19 protein-coding genes are annotated in these 17,805 nt (G+C 67.8%); 11 read left to right on the forward strand and 8 right to left on the reverse strand.

What is annotated here, in order from left to right; all coding sequences use genetic code 11:
• Nucleotides 1-152 precede the first annotated feature (152 nt).
• Entirely contained in the window at nt 153-527 is a 375-nt protein-coding gene (locus IQ782_RS16205) for a DUF4177 domain-containing protein (RefSeq protein WP_194135706.1), read from the forward strand.
• A 79-nt stretch (nt 528-606) separates the two neighbouring features.
• Here IQ782_RS16205 and IQ782_RS16210 read toward each other — a convergent pair whose 3' ends face one another.
• Both IQ782_RS16210 and IQ782_RS16215 read right to left on the reverse strand, forming a co-directional pair.
• Nucleotides 607-1,923: a short-chain fatty acid transporter gene (locus IQ782_RS16210; RefSeq protein ID WP_194135707.1), complete on the reverse strand. Its 1,317-nt coding sequence runs from the start codon at nt 1,921-1,923 to the stop codon at nt 607-609.
• Between the two features lie 365 nt (nt 1,924-2,288).
• Nucleotides 2,289-2,546 (reverse strand): BolA family protein, encoded by a 258-nt coding sequence (locus tag IQ782_RS16215; RefSeq protein ID WP_194135708.1) that lies wholly within the window; start codon nt 2,544-2,546, stop codon nt 2,289-2,291.
• Nucleotides 2,547-2,618: 72 nt separating this feature from the next.
• Here IQ782_RS16215 and IQ782_RS16220 point away from each other — a divergent pair, with 72 nt between their 5' ends.
• Nucleotides 2,619-3,245, forward strand: a complete 627-nt coding sequence (locus tag IQ782_RS16220) for a J domain-containing protein (RefSeq protein WP_194135709.1) — start codon at nt 2,619-2,621, stop codon at nt 3,243-3,245.
• 323 nt (nt 3,246-3,568) lie between these two features.
• Here IQ782_RS16220 and msrB read toward each other — a convergent pair whose 3' ends face one another.
• The 3 genes from msrB to IQ782_RS16235 form a co-directional block, all read right to left on the reverse strand.
• Complete coding sequence (msrB, locus tag IQ782_RS16225; RefSeq protein WP_194135710.1) at nt 3,569-4,030, reverse strand: peptide-methionine (R)-S-oxide reductase MsrB; 462 nt, start codon at nt 4,028-4,030, stop codon at nt 3,569-3,571.
• A 310-nt stretch (nt 4,031-4,340) separates the two neighbouring features.
• Nucleotides 4,341-5,027: an anti-sigma factor gene (locus IQ782_RS16230; protein WP_194135711.1), complete on the reverse strand. Its 687-nt coding sequence runs from the start codon at nt 5,025-5,027 to the stop codon at nt 4,341-4,343.
• Nucleotides 5,024-5,527, reverse strand: coding sequence for a sigma-70 family RNA polymerase sigma factor (locus IQ782_RS16235; protein WP_194135835.1), 504 nt, complete (start codon nt 5,525-5,527; stop codon nt 5,024-5,026). Before IQ782_RS16235 ends, IQ782_RS16230 begins: the two co-directional genes overlap by 4 nt.
• Before the next feature lie 257 nt (nt 5,528-5,784).
• On the opposite strand from IQ782_RS16235, the gene cobS reads away from it, so the two are divergent.
• The 7 genes from cobS to IQ782_RS16270 all read left to right on the forward strand — a co-directional run bounded on the left by cobS (nt 5,785) and on the right by IQ782_RS16270 (nt 12,856).
• Complete coding sequence (gene cobS, locus IQ782_RS16240) at nt 5,785-6,771, forward strand: cobaltochelatase subunit CobS (protein WP_108965094.1); 987 nt, start codon at nt 5,785-5,787, stop codon at nt 6,769-6,771.
• A 157-nt stretch (nt 6,772-6,928) separates the two neighbouring features.
• Nucleotides 6,929-7,624: an aspartate/glutamate racemase family protein gene (locus tag IQ782_RS16245; protein ID WP_420832676.1), complete on the forward strand. Its 696-nt coding sequence runs from the start codon at nt 6,929-6,931 to the stop codon at nt 7,622-7,624.
• On the forward strand, nt 7,621-7,959 hold the full coding sequence (locus tag IQ782_RS16250) for a hypothetical protein (RefSeq protein ID WP_194135712.1): 339 nt from the start codon (nt 7,621-7,623) through the stop codon (nt 7,957-7,959). Before IQ782_RS16245 ends, IQ782_RS16250 begins: the two co-directional genes overlap by 4 nt.
• A gap of 70 nt (nt 7,960-8,029) precedes the next feature.
• Nucleotides 8,030-9,907, forward strand: coding sequence for a cobaltochelatase subunit CobT (cobT, locus tag IQ782_RS16255; protein ID WP_194135713.1), 1,878 nt, complete (start codon nt 8,030-8,032; stop codon nt 9,905-9,907).
• 185 nt (nt 9,908-10,092) lie between these two features.
• On the forward strand, nt 10,093-11,871 hold the full coding sequence (locus tag IQ782_RS16260) for an aminopeptidase P family protein (RefSeq protein WP_194135714.1): 1,779 nt from the start codon (nt 10,093-10,095) through the stop codon (nt 11,869-11,871).
• Between the two features lie 56 nt (nt 11,872-11,927).
• Complete coding sequence (locus IQ782_RS16265) at nt 11,928-12,272, forward strand: DUF427 domain-containing protein (RefSeq protein WP_194135715.1); 345 nt, start codon at nt 11,928-11,930, stop codon at nt 12,270-12,272.
• A 170-nt stretch (nt 12,273-12,442) separates the two neighbouring features.
• A complete protein-coding gene (locus IQ782_RS16270) occupies nt 12,443-12,856 on the forward strand; it encodes a RidA family protein (RefSeq protein WP_194135716.1) in 414 nt (137 codons plus the stop codon).
• 27 nt (nt 12,857-12,883) lie between these two features.
• Here IQ782_RS16270 and IQ782_RS16275 read toward each other — a convergent pair whose 3' ends face one another.
• Nucleotides 12,884-13,357 carry a MarR family winged helix-turn-helix transcriptional regulator gene (locus tag IQ782_RS16275; protein ID WP_240989341.1) on the reverse strand — a complete coding sequence of 158 codons (474 nt, stop codon included), beginning with the start codon at nt 13,355-13,357 and terminating at the stop codon, nt 12,884-12,886.
• A gap of 103 nt (nt 13,358-13,460) precedes the next feature.
• Between IQ782_RS16275 and IQ782_RS16280 the strand changes: the two genes are divergently transcribed.
• Nucleotides 13,461-13,889, forward strand: a complete 429-nt coding sequence (locus IQ782_RS16280; RefSeq protein ID WP_194135717.1) for an organic hydroperoxide resistance protein — start codon at nt 13,461-13,463, stop codon at nt 13,887-13,889.
• 86 nt (nt 13,890-13,975) lie between these two features.
• On the opposite strand, the gene IQ782_RS16285 is transcribed toward IQ782_RS16280, so the two are convergent.
• Both IQ782_RS16285 and IQ782_RS16290 read right to left on the reverse strand, forming a co-directional pair.
• Complete coding sequence (locus IQ782_RS16285) at nt 13,976-14,509, reverse strand: GNAT family N-acetyltransferase (protein ID WP_194135718.1); 534 nt, start codon at nt 14,507-14,509, stop codon at nt 13,976-13,978.
• Between the two features lie 40 nt (nt 14,510-14,549).
• Entirely contained in the window at nt 14,550-16,226 is a 1,677-nt protein-coding gene (locus IQ782_RS16290; RefSeq protein ID WP_194135719.1) for a chloride channel protein, read from the reverse strand.
• Nucleotides 16,227-16,298: 72 nt separating this feature from the next.
• Here IQ782_RS16290 and IQ782_RS16295 point away from each other — a divergent pair, with 72 nt between their 5' ends.
• On the forward strand, nt 16,299-17,672 hold the full coding sequence (locus IQ782_RS16295; RefSeq protein ID WP_194135720.1) for an FAD-binding oxidoreductase: 1,374 nt from the start codon (nt 16,299-16,301) through the stop codon (nt 17,670-17,672).
• Nucleotides 17,673-17,805: the final 133 nt, after the last annotated feature.

A 17,805-nucleotide genomic window follows, 5' to 3' on the forward strand; every position in this document is an offset into this window, starting at 1 on the left:
GACAAATGATTTTTTTGGGGATTTTGACCCCGATTTCATCGCTGACCCGAGAGTGTCGCACCGGCGCACTCTCGGGTATTTGCCGCGCCCTTTACTTGCCCATCCCCGCGCCGTACCCCTTTGGGGTCAGAACCAGGAAGGGACGCGCCCGGATGAAAACCCACGAGTACAAGGTGCTCCCCGCCCCCACCAAGGGAGAGAAGGCCAAGGCGGCCAAGGGACCAGAGGGGCGCTTTGCGGTCTCCATGTCACGGTTGCTGAACGAAATGGCCGAACAAGGCTGGGACTACATCCGCGCCGACACCCTGCCGAGCGAGGAGCGCAGCGGGCTGACCTCGAGCACCACGGTCTGGCGCACGCTGCTGGTCTTCCGCCGCCCGGTTCCTCAGGCCCCGGCGGCTGCCCCCTTCCACCACGAGCCGGTGGCGGTGCCGATCGCCCCCCCGCTCACGGCCTCGCCGCCGGAGGAGACCCCGGAGCCGGTGATGCCCACGCGCGAGCAGCAGGCGGACGACAAGGTCGGCTGAACGCGCCGCAGCGCCGCTCGATGCACAAAAAAAGGCGGGCCAGCGGGCCCGCCTTTCGCGTGTTTCAAGGGGTTCGTGCTCAGCCCATCATCGACAGCAGGACGAAGGTGCCACCGATGGCGACCCCCGAGATCGCCAGCCAGATCAGCAGGTAGCCCATGATGTCCCGCGCCGAGAGCCCGGCGACGCCAAGCAGCGGCAGCGCCCAGAACGGCTGGATCTGGTTGGTCCAGCCATCGCCCCATGTGAAGGCCATGATGGTCTGCGCCGGATCCGCGCCGAGCGCCGCCGCCGCTTCCATCATGATCGGGCCCTGGATCGCCCATTGGCCGCCCCCCGAGGGGATGAAGAAGTTCACCAGCCCGGCCGACAGGAAGGTCAGCAGCGGGAAGCTGGTCGGGGTGGCCACCGAGATGATCGCCTCGGAGAACTGGGTGACAAGGCCGGAGTCGGTCATCATGCCCGCGATCCCGGCGTAGAGCGGGAACTGCACGATGATGCCGCGCGCCGCCGCCACGGCCTTTTCCGCGGCCTTGAGATAGGACGCCGAATTCCTGTGCAGCAGCAGGCCTAGCGCGAGGAAGATCAGGATCACCGTGTCGAGCGTGATGGCGAAGCTGCCGTCGAAGACCTGGCCCAGCAGGTAGGCCGCCGTCAGCAGGCCGAGGAACAGCGTCGGCATACGCGAGGTCTCGATGCGGTCCGAGGGCGACATGGCGCTGCGGTCAAGCACCGACTCCGGGGCCTCCTCGGTCTCGTCGATCTGCAGCCTGTCGATCTTTGCGGGCTGCTTCTGGACCATGAAGAACAGCACCAGCAACACCAGCAGCGCGACGGTCATCGCGATATTCCAGGGCGCGTAGAGCGTTTCGGTCACCGGCACGAGGCCGATCTTTTCCTCAAGGAAGTGACCCGGCGTCGCGATCACCAGCGGGATCGAGGAGGACGGACCGCGCACCAGCTCGCCGCCATAGGCTGCCGCCACGATGAGCGGGAAGTGCACCGCCACGCGGCGGCCCATTTCGCGCGCGAGGATCGCGCCCGCGACCATGCCGAAGCCCCAGTTGAGATAGTAGCACACGAAGCTGGTGACGATGGTGATGACCAGCGCCTGCCGGGTGCTGCCGGCCAGATGGGTCAGCCCGGTCAGCATCTTCTGCACCGGCGGGGTCATCGCCAGCACGTAGCCGGTGAGCAGCACCAGTGTCATCTGCATGCCGAATTTGAACAGCTTCGAGAAGCCGTCGCCCCAGTAGCCGGCCATTGCCATGGGCGTCTCGCCCCCCGCGGCCATCCCCAGCACGAAGACGATCGCCGTCAGGATCAACGCGAGCACGAACGCGCTCGGAAGGTATCTCTGTACGATCCGCACCGAGAAGTTGGTAATGGCCTCCATGGAAGTCCTCCTGAATTCTTTCCGTTTTGCGGAAAGACGCATGAGCAGGAATCCGCACATGTGCAAGCAGGGGCACCCCAGGGTCCGACCTTGGGCCTTTCTCAAGATATCTCGCTATTTCAACGGTATGACTTCGGAATTCCATCGCATACCAATGCATTCTGAGATCACAGGCGGCGCAGGATACCCCAGACATACCGAGAAACCGCACTTCGGTGACGTCGCGTCAGGACGCCAAAAGTCCGGATTAATCCGCTCATTTCGAGACGACGTTTGCGCAAACCCGCAACATGGCTGCGACGCCCGTCACACAGCCGAAGACGCAGGGGCAGGCGCGCGAGTCGCCCGCGCCCCGCCCATGGGGATCAGCCCTGCACGTCGAGGGAGAGCGCGTGGATCGCCCCGACCAGATCGGATCCCAGCGCGGAATGCACGGCGCGATGGCGCTGGATGCGGCTCATCTCGGCGAGTTCCGCAGCACGCATGCGGACATGGAAATGGCTTTCGCCGCCCTCCTGGTATCCGGCATGGCCGGCATGCTTTTGACTTTCGTCAAGAACCTCCAGTTCGGTAGGATCAAAGGCCGCCCGCAGACGGGTTTCGATCTCGCTTGCTCGCGACATTTTTGGCTCCTGCCTCTTCAAACTCGGTCAGGATTGTCTAAACTCCCTCGTCCGAGTCGAAAAGGTGAGACCATGAGCAGACCCGACCCCTTCGGTTTCGACATGTCGATTAAGTCGGCTAAGAAAAAGAACCCGCGCGGACGACGCGGGATGACCGGCGAACAGGAAACCTCCACCCGCGTGTGCGAGCACGACGGATGCGAAGAGCCGGGCAAGTTCCGCGCTCCCAAGGCGCCGGACGTGCTCGATGAATTCAAATGGTTCTGCAAGGACCATGTGCGCGAGTACAACAACCAGTGGAACTTCTTCCACGGCAAGACCGAGGCCGAGATGAACGCTCAGGCCACGTCCGACAAGGTGTGGGAGCGCAAGACCAAGGATTACCGCGACCCCGAACAGCGGGCCTGGGCCCGTCTGGGCATCGAGGACGCGCATCAGGTGCTTGGCGACAACGCCACCCGCAACCCCGGCCGCAAGGCCCCGGGCGGCGGACGCCGCCTGCCCCCGACCGAGAAGCGCGCGCTCGAGATCCTCGATGTCGAGAGCGCCGAGACCAAGGCCGACGTGCGCAAGGCGTACAAGAAGCTGATCAAGGTGCTGCACCCGGACATGAACGGCGGCGACCGCTCTCAGGAAGAGCAGCTGCAGGAAGTCGTCTGGGCCTGGGACCAGATCAAGGACAGCCGCAACTTCAAGTGACGAACGGGCCCCGCGGGGCCCGTTTTCGTTGGGGCCGCGAGCCGCGTCTGTGCCGGCAACATTCACGATCCACGATATTCACAACCTATTGGTGTGATTTTCTCGACAGGTGACGTAAGGTTGTGATACCGTCATCGTATCGGCCCAGATTTCGGGCCGGACCAAGGTGACGCGAGCTCCCTGTCGTGTCCACTCACGGACCAAGTCGGCCTGCACACCGCTCCCCCTGGCCGTGCAGGCCCCTTGGGCCGACCCCCGCACCCCCGCACCCGACCTGACCGGCCCACCCGGTCAGGTCGGAACCCTTCCCCAGCGTAATCCCGTCAACTCGGCACGAAACGCAGCGCGATACCGTTGATGCAATGGCGTTTTCCGGTAGGTGGCGGGCCATCGTCGAAGATATGCCCCATGTGCCCGCCGCAGCGGCGGCAGTGGCATTCGGTGCGGATCATGAAAAGCGACAGATCGCGCCTGGTGGCAATCGCCCCCGGAAGCGCCGCGTAGAACGACGGCCATCCGGTGCCGCTGTCGAATTTTGCCTCCGAGCCGTAGAGCGGCAGGTCGCAACCCTTGCACAGGAAGTTCCCCGCGCGTTTCTCGCGGTCGAGCGGCGAGCTGAACGCGCGCTCGGTTCCGGCCTCGCGCAGCACCTTATACTCCGCCGGGGTCAGGCGGGCGCGCCACTCTTGCGGGCTGCGGGTGATCTCGAAGCTCTCCGCGGCGCGCGCCGGACCTCGACCGGCCACGAGCGTTGCAAGACCCGCGAGCACTCCTCGGCGTTTCATGGTTTCCTCCCTGGTCTCCTCGCGGCCGAGGATGCGCCTCGGAAATGCCGGAGGTCAAGCGGCGCAGCAGATGGCACGGGAAAGAGCGGATGGCACGGGGAACGTGTTTAACGGGACCGGCGCCACTTGCACCGGCCCCCTTTCGTCCAGAGCGGCGGCTTCGACCCGGCTGTCATGCCGCGGCGGCTGGCAACGCCTGCGGCAGGGGCAAGATAGATCTGGCTCTGGCCGGGGCGCCTTGGCGCGCGGCGCTCCCGCTTTCTACGGGCGGAACCGGGGATAGGGACGCAGCATCGTTCATTCCGCCGCATCAAAGCGGCGCGAGTTTGCCGAGCGCGATCACCGGGCCCGTGGGCCGCCCGTCCGGCGCACCACCCGGAGGCTCCAGCGAAAGCGCGAGCGTGGCCCCGGAGATCTGCCCCGCAAGCGCCCTCTCCAACACCAGATCGGTCGGCCCTTCAGGCGCCACGATGCCGAGCGGCACCGGCGCTTCGGCGCTGTCGGACAACATCCACAGTTGCAGAACCTGGTCCGGCGGATACGCCCCCGCCGTGCGATGCACCGTGAGCGTCCTGCGGCCCGCCGCGTAGTCGAGGCTGATCTCCAGCCCCTGCACCCCGGCACGCAGATCGGCGCGGAGATCCGGCAGCGCCGGACCGAGAAGACCCGTCACCATCGCCGCCCAGGCCAGCCCCGCCGCCAGCACCGCGCCGAGAAGATAGGGCAGCAGCTGCCGCCAGAGCGGCGGCTGCGCCGCTCCATGCAGCCGGGCTTCGAGCCGCGGCCAGAGGCTGGCGGGCGGCGCGACCTCGGAGATGTCGGCGGTCAGCGCGGCAAAGCAGGCGCACCAGCTTGCGACCTCGCGCGCCAGCGCAGGGTCGCGCGCCAGCCGCGCCTCGAAAGCCTGCCGCTCCGGCACGGGCAGCAGCCCCAGCACGTATTCTGCCGCGGTGGCCTCTTCCCCTCCGGGCGGGCCGGGCTGCGGCGTCCCGGTCATCGGCTCAGGCACTCCCGCAGGCTCAGAAGGCTGCGCCGCAGCCAGGTCCTGACGGTATTGAGCTTGACCCCGGTGGCGGCAGCGAGCTCGGCGTAGGTGGCCCCCTCAAGATAGGCGCGGCGCACCATCTCGGCACGCTCGGGCGGCAGCTCGTCCATGCAGAGTGCCAGCGCCTGCGCCTCGTCGCGCGCCTCGGCCTGCTGGGCCGGGCCCGGCGCCGGGTCGGCAAGCCGGTCATCAAGCTCGATCGGCTGCACCACGCGCCCGGCGTCGCTGCGCCGGCGACGATCGACCGCGGCATTGCGCGCCAGGGTGATCAGCCAGGTCATCGGGGAGTAGCCATTGACCCGATAGCTGCCGGCATTGTTCCAGACCTTGACGTAGGTATCCTGCAACGCCTCCTCGGCCTGCGCCCTGTCCTGCAGCACCCGCAGGCAGACCCCGAACAGTTTTGCCGAGGTGCGCTCGTAGAGCCGGGCAAAGGCGGTGCGGTCGGCCATGGCGACCCGCGCGATCAACTCCTCGAGGTCGGGATGGGGTGAACTTGCCACGTAACGCGCCTGTTTGGTTCCTGCACTTGCCGCAGATTAGTGCCCGGAAAGCGGCAGGCGCAAATACATTCCGTGCCCGGCTTGCCACCCCGATCCGCGGCTGGCCCGGCCATCACGCAAACCCGGCTGCGGCCCCCTTGCCCTTGCCTGCGATATGGGGCACGACGGTGCGCAAGACTTTCTAACGACCGGACAGGGGCACGACCATGGCGGATGGCACGATCGACATCAATGCGAAACCCACCGAGGAAATCTCGGTCCGCGAGGTGTTCGGCATCGACACGGACATGGTGGTCCACGGCTTCCCCGACCGCACCGACCGCGTTCCGGATCTCGACAGCACCTACAAGTTCGACCCCGACACCACGCTGGCGATCCTCGCGGGTTTCCGCAACAACCGCCGGGTGATGATCCAGGGCTACCACGGCACCGGCAAGTCGACCCACATCGAGCAGGTCGCCTCGCGGCTGAACTGGCCCTGCGTGCGCGTCAACCTCGACAGCCACATCTCCCGGATCGACCTGATCGGCAAGGACGCCATCAAGCTGGTCGACGGCAAGCAGGTCACCCAGTTCCAGGAAGGCATCCTGCCCTGGGCGCTGCGCAACCCGACCGCCATCGTCTTCGACGAATATGACGCGGGCCGCGCCGACGTGATGTTCGTGATCCAGCGCGTGCTGGAAACCGACGGCAAGCTGACCCTGCTGGACCAGAACCAGGTGATCACGCCGCACAAGTACTTCCGCATCTTCGCGACCGCGAACACCGTCGGCCTCGGTGACACCACCGGGCTCTACCACGGCACCCAGCAGATCAACCAGGGCCAGATGGACCGCTGGAGCCTCGTCGCGACGCTGAACTACCTCAGCATCGACGCGGAGGTGAACATCGTGCTGTCGAAGGCGCCGCACTACAACAACGAGAAAGGCCGCAAGACCATCCGCCAGATGGTCACCGTGGCCGACTTCACCCGCCGTGCCTTCATGAACGGCGAGCTCTCGACCGTGATGTCGCCGCGGACCGTGATCGCCTGGGCCGCCAACGCCGAGATCTTCCGCAACGTCGGCTATGCCTTCCGCCTGTCGTTCCTCAACAAGTGCGACGAGCTCGAGCGCCAGACCGTGGCCGAGTTCTACCAGCGCTGCTTCGACGAGGAACTTCCCGAGAGCGCGGCCTCGCTGTCGCTGGCCTGATCCGGGACGATCGGGGGCTCTGCCCCCGTCCGCTGACGCGGACTCCCCCGGGATACTTCCGCCTAGAAGAACGCGAAAAGACCAGGGGGCGCGGGCCGATCGAGCCCGCGCCCCTTGGGTTAAAGGGCTGGGCCGGGTGCGGCCAGGAGGACGGCGCATGGGAAAAGCTTTGCATATCGGGCTGATCGGCGGCATCGGTGTCGCCGCCACGGTGGTCTATTACCAGCGGCTGGCGGCGGCCGTGGCGGCGCTCGGCGCGCCGCTCGAGCTGACCATCGTACAGGCGGATGTCCAGGAGTTGATCCGCAACAACCTCGCCGACAAGCGTGCCGCACAGGCCGAGGTCTACGCACGGCTGATCGACCGGCTCGCGGCAGCGGGCTGCGACTGCGCTGCGATCACCTCGCTTGGCGGGCATTTCTGCTTCGAGGAAACCGTTGCCCGCGCCAGCCTGCCGCTGGTCTCGGCCGTGGCGCCGCTGGACGATTTCTTTGCCCGTGAGGGACTCTTGCGGGTCGGCTTGCTTGGCACGCGGGTGGTGATGCGCACGCGGCTCTACGGGCAGCTCGCCCGCACCGAGGCGGTGGCGCTTGATGGCGAGACCGAGGCGCTGGGGCAGCGCTACCAGGAGATGGCGGTGGCCGGGTCCTGTTCCGAGGCCGACCGCGCGGCTTTCTTCGAGGCCGGGCGGCGCATGGTGGAGGACATGGGCGCCGAGGCCATCGTGCTGGCGGGCACCGATCTCAACCTCGCCTTCGACGGCCGCCATGATCCGGGCTACCGGGTGATCGATGCGCTCGACGTGCATGTCGATGTGCTTGCAGGGCTGGCCACCGGGAGGGCGGCGCTGTGAAGGGTCTTGTCGCCGCACTGATGCTCGCCGCCGGAGCCGCCCACGCCCATCCCGAAGCCGCCGATTGCGCGGCGCTCTGGCAGGGCGCGGCGCTGGAAATCGCCGATGATCCCTCTCCCGGCGACTCGTCCGAGAGCGCCAGCCTGCTGGCGCGCCAGTTCAGCCTGAGCGCCGCCGCGGGCGGGCTCACCGGCCCGACGCTGCGCGCCGCGATCCTCGAGGCCCTGCCCGGCTACCGGCTGCTCTACCGCGGCGTGCTTGCCGGCGATGCGCAGAGCCGCGCGCTTTTCGAACGCCGCTCGGAGGATTGCAGCCACCTTCTGCCGCAGGGCTGAACGCCGCGCGGCGCAGAATGGCGCGCATCCCCTCTTGCCAATTCCCCGCCACGGCGCGAAACCTGTGAGCATGGCACGCGACACCGACAACCCCGCAGATCCGTTCAAGAAGGCTTTGGCCGAGGCCACCAAGGTCATGGCCGACGACCCCGAGCTCACGGTCAACTATTCCGTCGACCCCTCAGGCGTCTCGGGGGACATCATGCGGCTGCCGCAGGTGTCACGCCGGATGACCCGCGACGAGGTGCTGCTGGCCCGCGGCACCGCCGATGCGCTGGCGCTCTACCGCCGCTACCACGACGGCGCCACCCACACGCGCTACGCGCCGCAGGGCGAGATGGCGCGCGAGCTCTACGAGGCGATGGAGACCGCCCGCTGCGAGGCGATGGGCGCGCGTGACATGCCGGGCACCGCGGGCAATATCGACGCCAAGATCGGCCACGAGGCCGCGCGCCGCGGCTACGGGCAGATCACCCAGGCCTCGGAGGCGCCGCTGCCGGTCGCCGCGGGCTACATGATCCGCCATCTCGCCACCGGGCGCGACCTGCCGAAGGACGCCGCCCACGTGATGGAACTCTGGCGCGGCTTCATCGAGGAGCAGGCCGGCGGCACGCTCGAGGATCTGCAGGCCAAGCTCGCCGATCAGGCGGCCTTTGCCCGCTTCGCGCGGCAGATCATCACCGACCTCGGCTACGGCGACCAGCTCGGCGAAGATCCCGACCAGCTCGACGACGAGGCGCAGGACGAGGCCGACCCCGGCAGCGAGGACCAGGAACAGCCCGATTCGACCGGTCAGGACGACCAGCAGCAGGACGAGGCCGAAGCCTCGCCCGAGCAGTCGCAGGAGCAAACCCAGGACCAGAGCCAGGCGCAGGTCTCGGCCGACGACATGGCTGACCAGGAGATGGGCGAGGAGGCCGAGCTGCCCGAGGGCGACGCGCCGATGGAGCCGCCGCCCCCCGCCCCCGTGTCCGAGGCAGATCCCGGCTACAAGGTTTACGATTCGACCCACGACGAGGAAATTCCCGCCGAGGAGCTGGCCGACCCGCAGGAACTGGAGCGCCTGCGCGCCTATCTCGACCAGCAGCTCGAGCCGCTGAAGGGCGCGGTCTCGCGGCTGGCCAACAAGCTGCAGCGCCGGCTGCAGGCGCAGCAGAATCGCTCGTGGGAGTTTGACAAGGAAGAGGGCGTGCTCGATGCCGGCCGGCTGGCCCGCGTCGTCGCCAACCCCACCACGCCGCTCTCGTTCAAGGTCGAGAAGGACACAGAGTTCCGCGACACGGTGGTGACGCTGCTGATCGACAACTCCGGCTCGATGCGCGGCCGCCCGATCTCGATCGCCGCGATCTGCGCCGACGTGCTGGCGCGCACCCTCGAGCGCTGCTCGGTGAAGGTCGAGATCCTCGGCTTCACCACCCGCGCCTGGAAAGGCGGGGTGGCGCGCGAGAAATGGCTGGCCGAGGGCCGCGAACAGCAGCCTGGCCGCCTCAATGATCTGCGCCACATCATCTACAAGAGCGCCGACGCGCCCTGGCGCCGGGTGCGCGACAATCTCGGGCTGATGATGAAGGAAGGCCTGCTGAAGGAGAACATCGACGGCGAGGCGCTGGAATGGGCGCATAAGCGCATGGCGCATCGCCCCGAAGCGCGCAAGATCCTCATGGTGATCTCCGACGGCGCGCCGGTGGACGATTCCACCCTGTCGGTGAACCCCGCCAACTACCTCGAGAAGCACCTGCGCGACGTGATCGCCATGGTCGAGCGCAAGAAGCAGGTCGAGCTGCTGGCGATCGGCATCGGTCACGACGTCACGCGCTACTACGAGCGCGCGGTGACCATCACCGACGTCGAGCAGCTGGCCGGTGCGATGACCGAACAGCTCGCCGCGCTCTTCGATTCCGACCCACGGGCGCGGGCGCGCGTCATGGGCATCCGCCGCGCCGGCTGAGACCGCAGGACCGAGGGGCCGGCCCCTCGGGCTCCCCGGGAAATTTGCACCTAGAAGAAAGCCCGGCATCCGGCCTTCTTCTAGGTGTAAATATCCCGGGGTGAATTGGCCGTCAGGCCAAGAGGGGCAGCGCCCCTGCCCTGACCACATGACACCCCCGTCCCACGACCGCAGGAGACCTCCGCATGTTCCAGACTTTCGAACAGAGCGCTTCCCCCGAACAGGGACCGCCGCGGCTCGCGGCGCTGCGCGCCGAACTGGCCGCAGAAGGGCTCGATGGCTTCCTGGTGCCGCGCGCCGACGCGCATCAGGGCGAATATGTCGCGCCGCGCGACGACCGGCTGGCCTGGCTGACCGGCTTCACCGGCTCCGCGGGGCATTGCGTGGCGCTGGCGCAGAAGGCCGGGGTGTTTGTCGACGGCCGCTACCGGGTGCAGGTCAAGGCGCAGGTGGCATCCGAGTTCACCCCGGTCGACTGGCCCGAGGTCGGGCTGGCCGAATGGATCGCCGAGGCGCTGCCCGAAGGCGGCACGGTCGGCATCGATCCCTGGCTCTTCTCCGTCGAGCAGATGCGGGGACTCGAGCGCGGGCTGGGGCCGGTGGCCCTGCGCCGCTGCGACAATCTTGTCGACCGCATCTGGCAGGATCAGCCGGCGCCGCCGCTGGGACCTGCCTTTGTCCAGCCCGTGGATCTGGCCGGCGAGGCGCACGAGGAGAAGATCCTGCGGCTCGGCAAGGCGCTCGGCAGCGTCGATGCCTGCGTGATCACTCTGCCTGACAGCCTGGCATGGCTGTTGAACATCCGCGGCTCGGACGTGGCGCGGAACCCGGTCCCGCATGGCTTTGCCATCCTGCACGCCGAGGGCCGCGTCAGGCTGTTCATGGCGGCCGAGAAGCTGACCGGGCTGGGCGATCACCTCGGCCCGCGCGTCTCCGTGGCCGCGCCCGCGGATTTCCTGCCGGCGCTCGCGGCTTTGGAGGGGACCGTGCAGATCGATCCCGCCAGCTGTCCCGTCGCCGTGCTGGACGCGCTCGAGGGGCGCGACATCGCCGAGGCCGCCGACCCCTGCCTGCTGCCCAAGGCACGCAAGAACGCCGCCGAGCTCGCCGGGGCACGGGCGGCGCATCTGCGCGATGGCGCGGCCATGGTGCGCTTCCTGCACTGGCTTGACCGCCAGACGCCGGGCGCCTTCACCGAGATCGACGCGGTGGTTGCGCTCGAGGAGGAGCGCCGCGCCACCAATGCGCTGCGCGACATCTCCTTCGAGACCATCTCGGGGGCCGGGCCAAACGGCGCCATCGTGCACTACCGGGTCACCGAGCAGACCAACCGTACCACCGCCGCGAACGAGTTGCTGCTGATCGACAGCGGCGGACAATATGTCGATGGCACCACCGACATCACCCGCACCATGGTGCTGGGCGAGGCCGGGCCCGAGGAGAAAGACGCCTTCACCCGCGTGCTGAAGGGCATGGTGGCGCTGTCGCGGCTGCGCTTCCCGGCGGGGCTGGCGGGGCGCGACATCGACGCGCTGGCGCGCGCCGCGCTTTGGGAGGCCGGGCTCGACTACGGCCATGGCACCGGCCATGGCGTCGGCTCGTACCTGTCGGTGCACGAGGGGCCGCAGCGCATCGCGCGCACCGGCACGGTGCCGTTGGAGCCGGGGATGATCCTTTCCAACGAGCCGGGCTTCTATCGCGAGGGATCTTATGGTATCCGCATCGAGAACCTCATCGCGGTGGAACCCGCGCCCCCCCTTCCTGGCCAGAACGTAGCCAAGATGCTGCGCTTCGAAACGCTGACTTGGGTGCCGATCGATCGGCGTCTGATCGAGACGGGGCTGCTGACCGCCGCGGAACGTGACTGGCTTGACGCCTATCACGCCGGGGTTCTCGAACGCATCGCTCCGCTTGTCACAGGCGCCGTGCGGGACTGGCTCGAGGCGGCTTGCGCGCCGCTTTGACACAGGACTGTCGCATCGGCGTTGGTATATGATGATCGGATAACGGGAGAGACATGATGTTGAAACAGATTGCCGTCCGCCCCGCCTCGGGCACCTGGGTCATCCGCGCCGGTGGCGCCGTGCTTGGGGAAAGCAGCCGCGCCCTCGAGCTGACCGAGGGTCAGAAGCCCCTGACCATCTATTTCCCGCGCGAGGACGTGGCCATGGCCTTCCTCGAGCCGAGCGCCTATCGCAGCACCAGTGCCGCGCTTGGCGACGCCGAGCATTACCACATCGCCTCGAAGAGCCGCACCTATGACAACGCGGTCTTCTCCTACATGGACCCGAAGGCGGACGCGGCGGAGATCAAGGGCTACCTTGCTTTCGACCTGCAGGATGGCGTGGCCGTCGAGCAGATCTGAGCCGCAGGGCCATGCAGACCCAAGGGCCGGCCCGCAACGGGCCGGCCCTTTTGGCGAAGGCAGGACCGACGCATGTTCGCGTCCCCGTCGCGCGCCCTTCTGCAGGGCACGCTCCGCTGACGCGGCGCGGTCGTTTCTCCACATCGACATTTCCAAGAGAGGACAGGGCCATGACCTCGGAAGTCCTAGAGATACCGCCGGGCAACGCGCTCTTCGAAGGCTACCGTGCCGCCTTCGAGGCATATGGGTTCTCGCCCGCCGTGAAGTCGAAGGGGATGCTCTTCATCTCCGGACAGGTCGGCGCGCGCCCGGATGGCAGCGCCGGCGAGGGTGTTGCCGAGCAGACCGAATGGGCCTTGAGGCGCATCGAGGAACTGCTGCGGATCGCCGGGCTGGATTTCACCGATCTTGTGGACGTCACCAGTTACCACGTGGATATCGAGACGACGCTCCCGGCCTTCATCGAGGTCAAGCGCCGGTTCATCCGGAGCCCCTATCCGGCGTGGTCGATCATCGGCATATCCGGGCTCAGCCGGCCCGAGCTCAAGGTCGAAATCCGCGCCGTCGCCGCCTTGCGGGATTGACCGGTCGCCGGAGCGGCCTGCGCCGCCCTACCCCTTGCGCAGGTTGTCGCGCAACCGGCTCACCTGATCGCGCAGGGCCAACAGCTCCTCTACACTCATGCCGCTCTGCGCGGCGATGCAGCCCGCGATATGCGCGGTACGGTCCCGCATCTGCTGCCCGTCCTCGGTCAGCGTGATGCGAACCTGCCGCTCATCCTCGGCGTCGCGGCGGCGGGTGAGCAGCCCCATGGCCTCCAGCCGCTTCAGCAACGGCGTCAGCGTGCTCGATTCGAGTTGCAACTGCCGCGACAGCAACCCGACGGTCGGCGGCGCCTCGGCGGACCACAGCGCGCTCATCACGAGGTACTGCGGGTAGGTCAGCCCGAGCTTTTCCAGATGTGGCCGGTAGGCCTGGCTCATGGCGTGCACCGCCGAATAGAGCGAGAAACAGACCATGTCCTGCGGCGAAAGCGGCTGCGGCACGGTGGTTTCGGGGTCAGATGGCGTGGGGCTCCGGGTCATCTGCCGAATATAAATCGCGCGCGATCCTTTCTCAAGCGATTGACTTTCGTCGTGGTGCAAATATCTATCGTGTACGATATAATCGACCACAAATGATTACCCCATGTCTCTCGATGTGAAATACCGGACCGAAGCGCAGGCATCCGGCGGCGGCCGCGATGGCGTCACGAAGCTCGCCTCGGGCATGCTGACGGTGACCATGAACAGCCCCAAGGAGCTCGGCGGCTCTGGCAAGGGGCACAATCCCGAAGAGCTCTTCGCTATGGGTTACGCCGCGTGCTTCCTCAGCGCGATGCGCTTCGTGGCGCAGGCCGAGAAGCTGGGCTCCGTGCCCGCGGAGGCGACCGTCGATGCCGAGGTGGCCATTGGGGGCCTGCCCGAAGGCGGCTTCGGACTGGCGGTGAAGCTGGTCGCGAAGATGCCGGGACTGGAGCGCGACACGGCCGAGGCGATCCTCAAGCGCGCCCATGAGGTCTGCCCCTATTCCAACGCCACCCGCGGCAATATCGAGGTCGCGCTGGAGCTGGCCTGAGGCTCCGCGGAGCAACCGCAAGGCCCCGCGCACAGCCGCGGGGCTTTCGCATGTCAACCCAGCGGCAAAAGTGCCGCCGGATCGTCTCAGTCGATCCTCGGTCCCGGCGCGTCGCGCAGCCGTCCCATCACGTGCGAGTCGATCAATACGCCGTCGCGCAGGGCATCGCCGCGCCGGGTGCCCTCGATCTCGAAGCCGTGCCGCTGGTAAAGATGGATCGCCGCGCGGTTGTCTGTGTTCACGTCAAGCTCCAGCCGCCGCAGGCCGAGCCAGTTGTCGGCAATGTCGAGAAGGCTCTTCAGGATCGCCGTGCCGTAGCCGCGCCCCACGTGAACGTCATGCACGATGAGGAAAATCTCGCCGACGTGAGAGCGCCGCCGCTGGCCCGGCATGAGCCCACCCTCGGCGACAATTTTCTGCACGCCGCTCCCGTCCTCGATCAGCCCGACGAGGAAATGGTTCGCGCCGCTGGCGGCGAGCCGCCGCTCGACCCTGCTCTGCGTGTCATGGGGCATCCGGAGGGTGCCGTGCCGGACCCCCGGAAGGTTGCCCATCTCGGCAAGCGCACCGGCGTCGCGGGGTTCGGCGGCGCGGATGATGAGGGTCGGGATCTCGGTCATTCAGGCATCCTCTTACAGCGGCCGCAGGCGGCGCACCCGCTCAGCTGTGCTCTTCCTCCGCCGTCGCCGCCAGGGCGCGGTTGTACGCCTTCAGCGCATCGACGTGGAAGAGCGCGCCCTGCAGCACCGGCGCGTCGTCAGGACCGCTGCGGGTCACCACCGGCAGGTAGGCCACGCCCGACTTGTCGAAGAGCGGCAGCGCCGCCTCCAGTGTCGCCTGCGCGTTGAGGTAGAGCCCCTGCTCGATCATCCGCAGGCAAGCCTCCTCGTCCGCCGCGCCTTCGTCGGAGGGCTTGCGCATCACCCCCTGCACCCGGAACATCGCCAGCAGATAGGCCTGCGGACCGGCGGCCAACTGGACGTTGCGCCTGGCCAGCTGCGACAGGAAGAAGCTGCGATCGACGAGCCGCGAGGCCACCGCCGTGGACATCGACACCGAGACCATCACCGCCAGCCCCGTCTGCCAGTCGCCGGTCAGTTCGAAGACGATCAGCGTGGTCGAGATCGGCGCACCCAGCACCGCCGCCGCCACCGCCCCCATCCCCGCGAGCGCGTAGAGCGTGAAGACCGAGCTCTGCTCGGGGAAGAGACCGGTGGCGATATGGCCGAAGGTGAGCCCTGTGAGCGCGCCCACCATCAGCGAGGGCGAGAACACCCCGCCGCCCATGCGCCCGGCCATGGTGATCGACACCGCCGCCACCTTCACCGCGGCGAAGAGGAAGGCCTGGCTCAGTGTCAGCTGCCCCGAGAGCGCCCGCGAAGTCGTCTCATAGCCCACGCCGATGATGTGCGGGAAGGCGATGGCGATGGCACCGAGCAGCAGCCCCGCCACCGCCGGGCGCAGCCAATGCGGCAGGCCAAGGCGGGTCTGGATCGCCGTCCCCACGCTGTCGGACCAGAACAGCGCCTTGATCATCAGCACCGCCACCAGGCCGCAGACGAGCCCCATGAGGAAGAAGGCGGGCAACTCGAGGTAGAACTCCACCGTGGTCGTGCCCGGCAGCACGAATTCGGTAACGTCGCCAAAGTAGATCCGGTTGATCACCGTGCCCGCGGCGCTGGCCACCACGATCGGCGCGAAGGCATGGAAGGCAAAATGCCGGAGCACCACCTCGAGCCCGAAGAGCGCCCCGGCGATGGGCGCATTGAAGCTGGCAGAGACGGCAGCGGCCACAGCGCAGCCGAGCAGGTCGCGCCCGGTGATGCCGTCGACGCGCAGCAGGTTCGACACCGAAGAGGCGATCATCGCGGCGATATGCACCACCGGCCCCTCGCGCCCCGTCGAGCCGCCGGTCGAAAGGGTGATCCACGAGCAGAGCGCCGAGGCGATGCCCGCCTTCTTCTCGACCCGCCCGTCGTTGAGTGCCGCGCCCTCGATCACGTCCGAAACGCTGCGCACCCGCCCGTCGGGGGTGAACTTCTGCAAGATGAGCCCGACCGTCGCCCCGCCCGCCACAGGGATCAGCAGCACGTAGACCCAGGGCAGCGTCTCGGCGAAGCTGGCCAGAAGGTTCACATCCTCGGTGCCGTAGACAAAGGCCTGCAGACGGTGGATGGCCAGCCGGAACACCAGCGCGGCAAAGCCCGCGGCGGCCCCGACCAGCAAAGCGATCACCCAGAAGGTGACCTGCCCCGGCCCCTTGTGGCGCAGCGTGTCCCATCCTCGGCCGCAAAGCGCGCGCGTCTCGCGCCACTGATCGGATAACTGGTACGGCATTCCTCGGTCCCATGGCTTTCGCAGGGCGCGCAGCGCGGCTAAGGTCGCCCCGATTTTCCACGGAGGTTTCCTATGCCCGTCGCCGCAGCCCTGGAGGCTCTCGATGCCTTCCTAGGCGAACGATTCACCCGCTCCAAGTCCGAACTGGAGCAGCATGGCCGTTCCGAGTCCTATTTCCCGCTGACCCCGCCCGATGGCGTCGCCTACCCCGAAACCGCCGAGCAGGTGCAGCGCATCGTGCAGATCTGCGCCGAGCACGGCTGCCCGGTCATCGGCTGGGGCGCGGGCAGCTCGCTCGAAGGTCACGGCCAGGCGGTGAAGGGCGGCGTCGTGGTCGATTTCACCCGCATGAACAAAGTGCTGGAGATTCGTCCCGCCGACATGGACGTGACCATCCAGCCCGGCGTCACGCGCGAGGCGCTGAACGAGGAGCTGCGCGCCACCGGCCTGTTCTTCCCGGTCGATCCCGGCGCCAACGCAACGCTTGGCGGCATGGCGATGACCCGCGCCTCGGGCACCACCACGGTGCGCTACGGCTCGATGCGGGACAACGTGCTGGGGCTGAAGGTCGTGCTCGCCGACGGGCGCACCATCGAGACCGGCACCCGCGCCCGCAAGTCGGCGGCGGGCTATGACCTCACCGCGCTCTTTGTCGGCTCGGAGGGCACGCTCGGCCTCGTGACCGAGCTGACGCTGCGCCTGCACGGCATCCCCGAGGCGGTTTCGGCCGGCATCTGCGCCTTCCCCGACATGGGCAGCGCGGTCACCGCGGTGATGGAGACGATCCAGATGGGGATTCCGATGGCCCGGATCGAATTCGTCGACGCCGCCACCGCCCGTGCCTTCTCGGCCTATTCGGGCATGGAGATGGCCGAGAGCCCGCACCTGCTGGTCGAGTTCAACGGCTCACCAGAGAGCGTGACCCAGGACGCCGAGCGCTTTGCCGAGATCGTCGCCGACAATGGCGGCAGCCCGTTCGAATGGTCGGCCCGCGAGGAGGAGCGCCGGGCGCTCTGGGCCCTGCGCCACAACGGCTATTACGCCATCCTCGCCTCGCGCAAGGGCGCGAGGGCGGTCGTCACCGACATCTGCGTGCCGATCTCGCGCCTCGCGCAGGCGGTCGAGGAGACGCAGGCCGACATCGCCGCAAGCAGCATCCCCGGCCCGATCCTCGGCCACGTCGGCGACGGCAACTTCCACGCCATCCTGCTGGTCGATCCCGAAAGACCAGAGGATCTGACCGAGGCGAAGCGCCTGTCGCACCGCATGGCCGAGCGCGCGTTGCGGCTCGGCGGCACCTGCACCGGCGAGCACGGCGTGGGCCACGGCAAGCTGGCCCACATGGAGCAGGAGCACGGCGAGGGCTGGCAGGTGATGGGCGAGATCAAGCGCGCGCTCGATCCGCAGAATATCATGAACCCCGGCAAGCTGGTGCCGCAGGGCTGAGATGCGACAGGCCGGGGGGTCACCGCCCCGGCCTCAGTGCACCCGGTGAGCGCGGGATCGAGTATCTGGGGAAAGATGAAAGCCCGGCCTGCGCCTTTCATCCTTCCCCGAATACTCCCGCCCGCGGCGGTTC

Source organism: Salipiger mangrovisoli, from assembly GCF_015223355.1.
Classification (GTDB): Bacteria; Pseudomonadota; Alphaproteobacteria; order Rhodobacterales; family Rhodobacteraceae; genus Salipiger; species Salipiger mangrovisoli.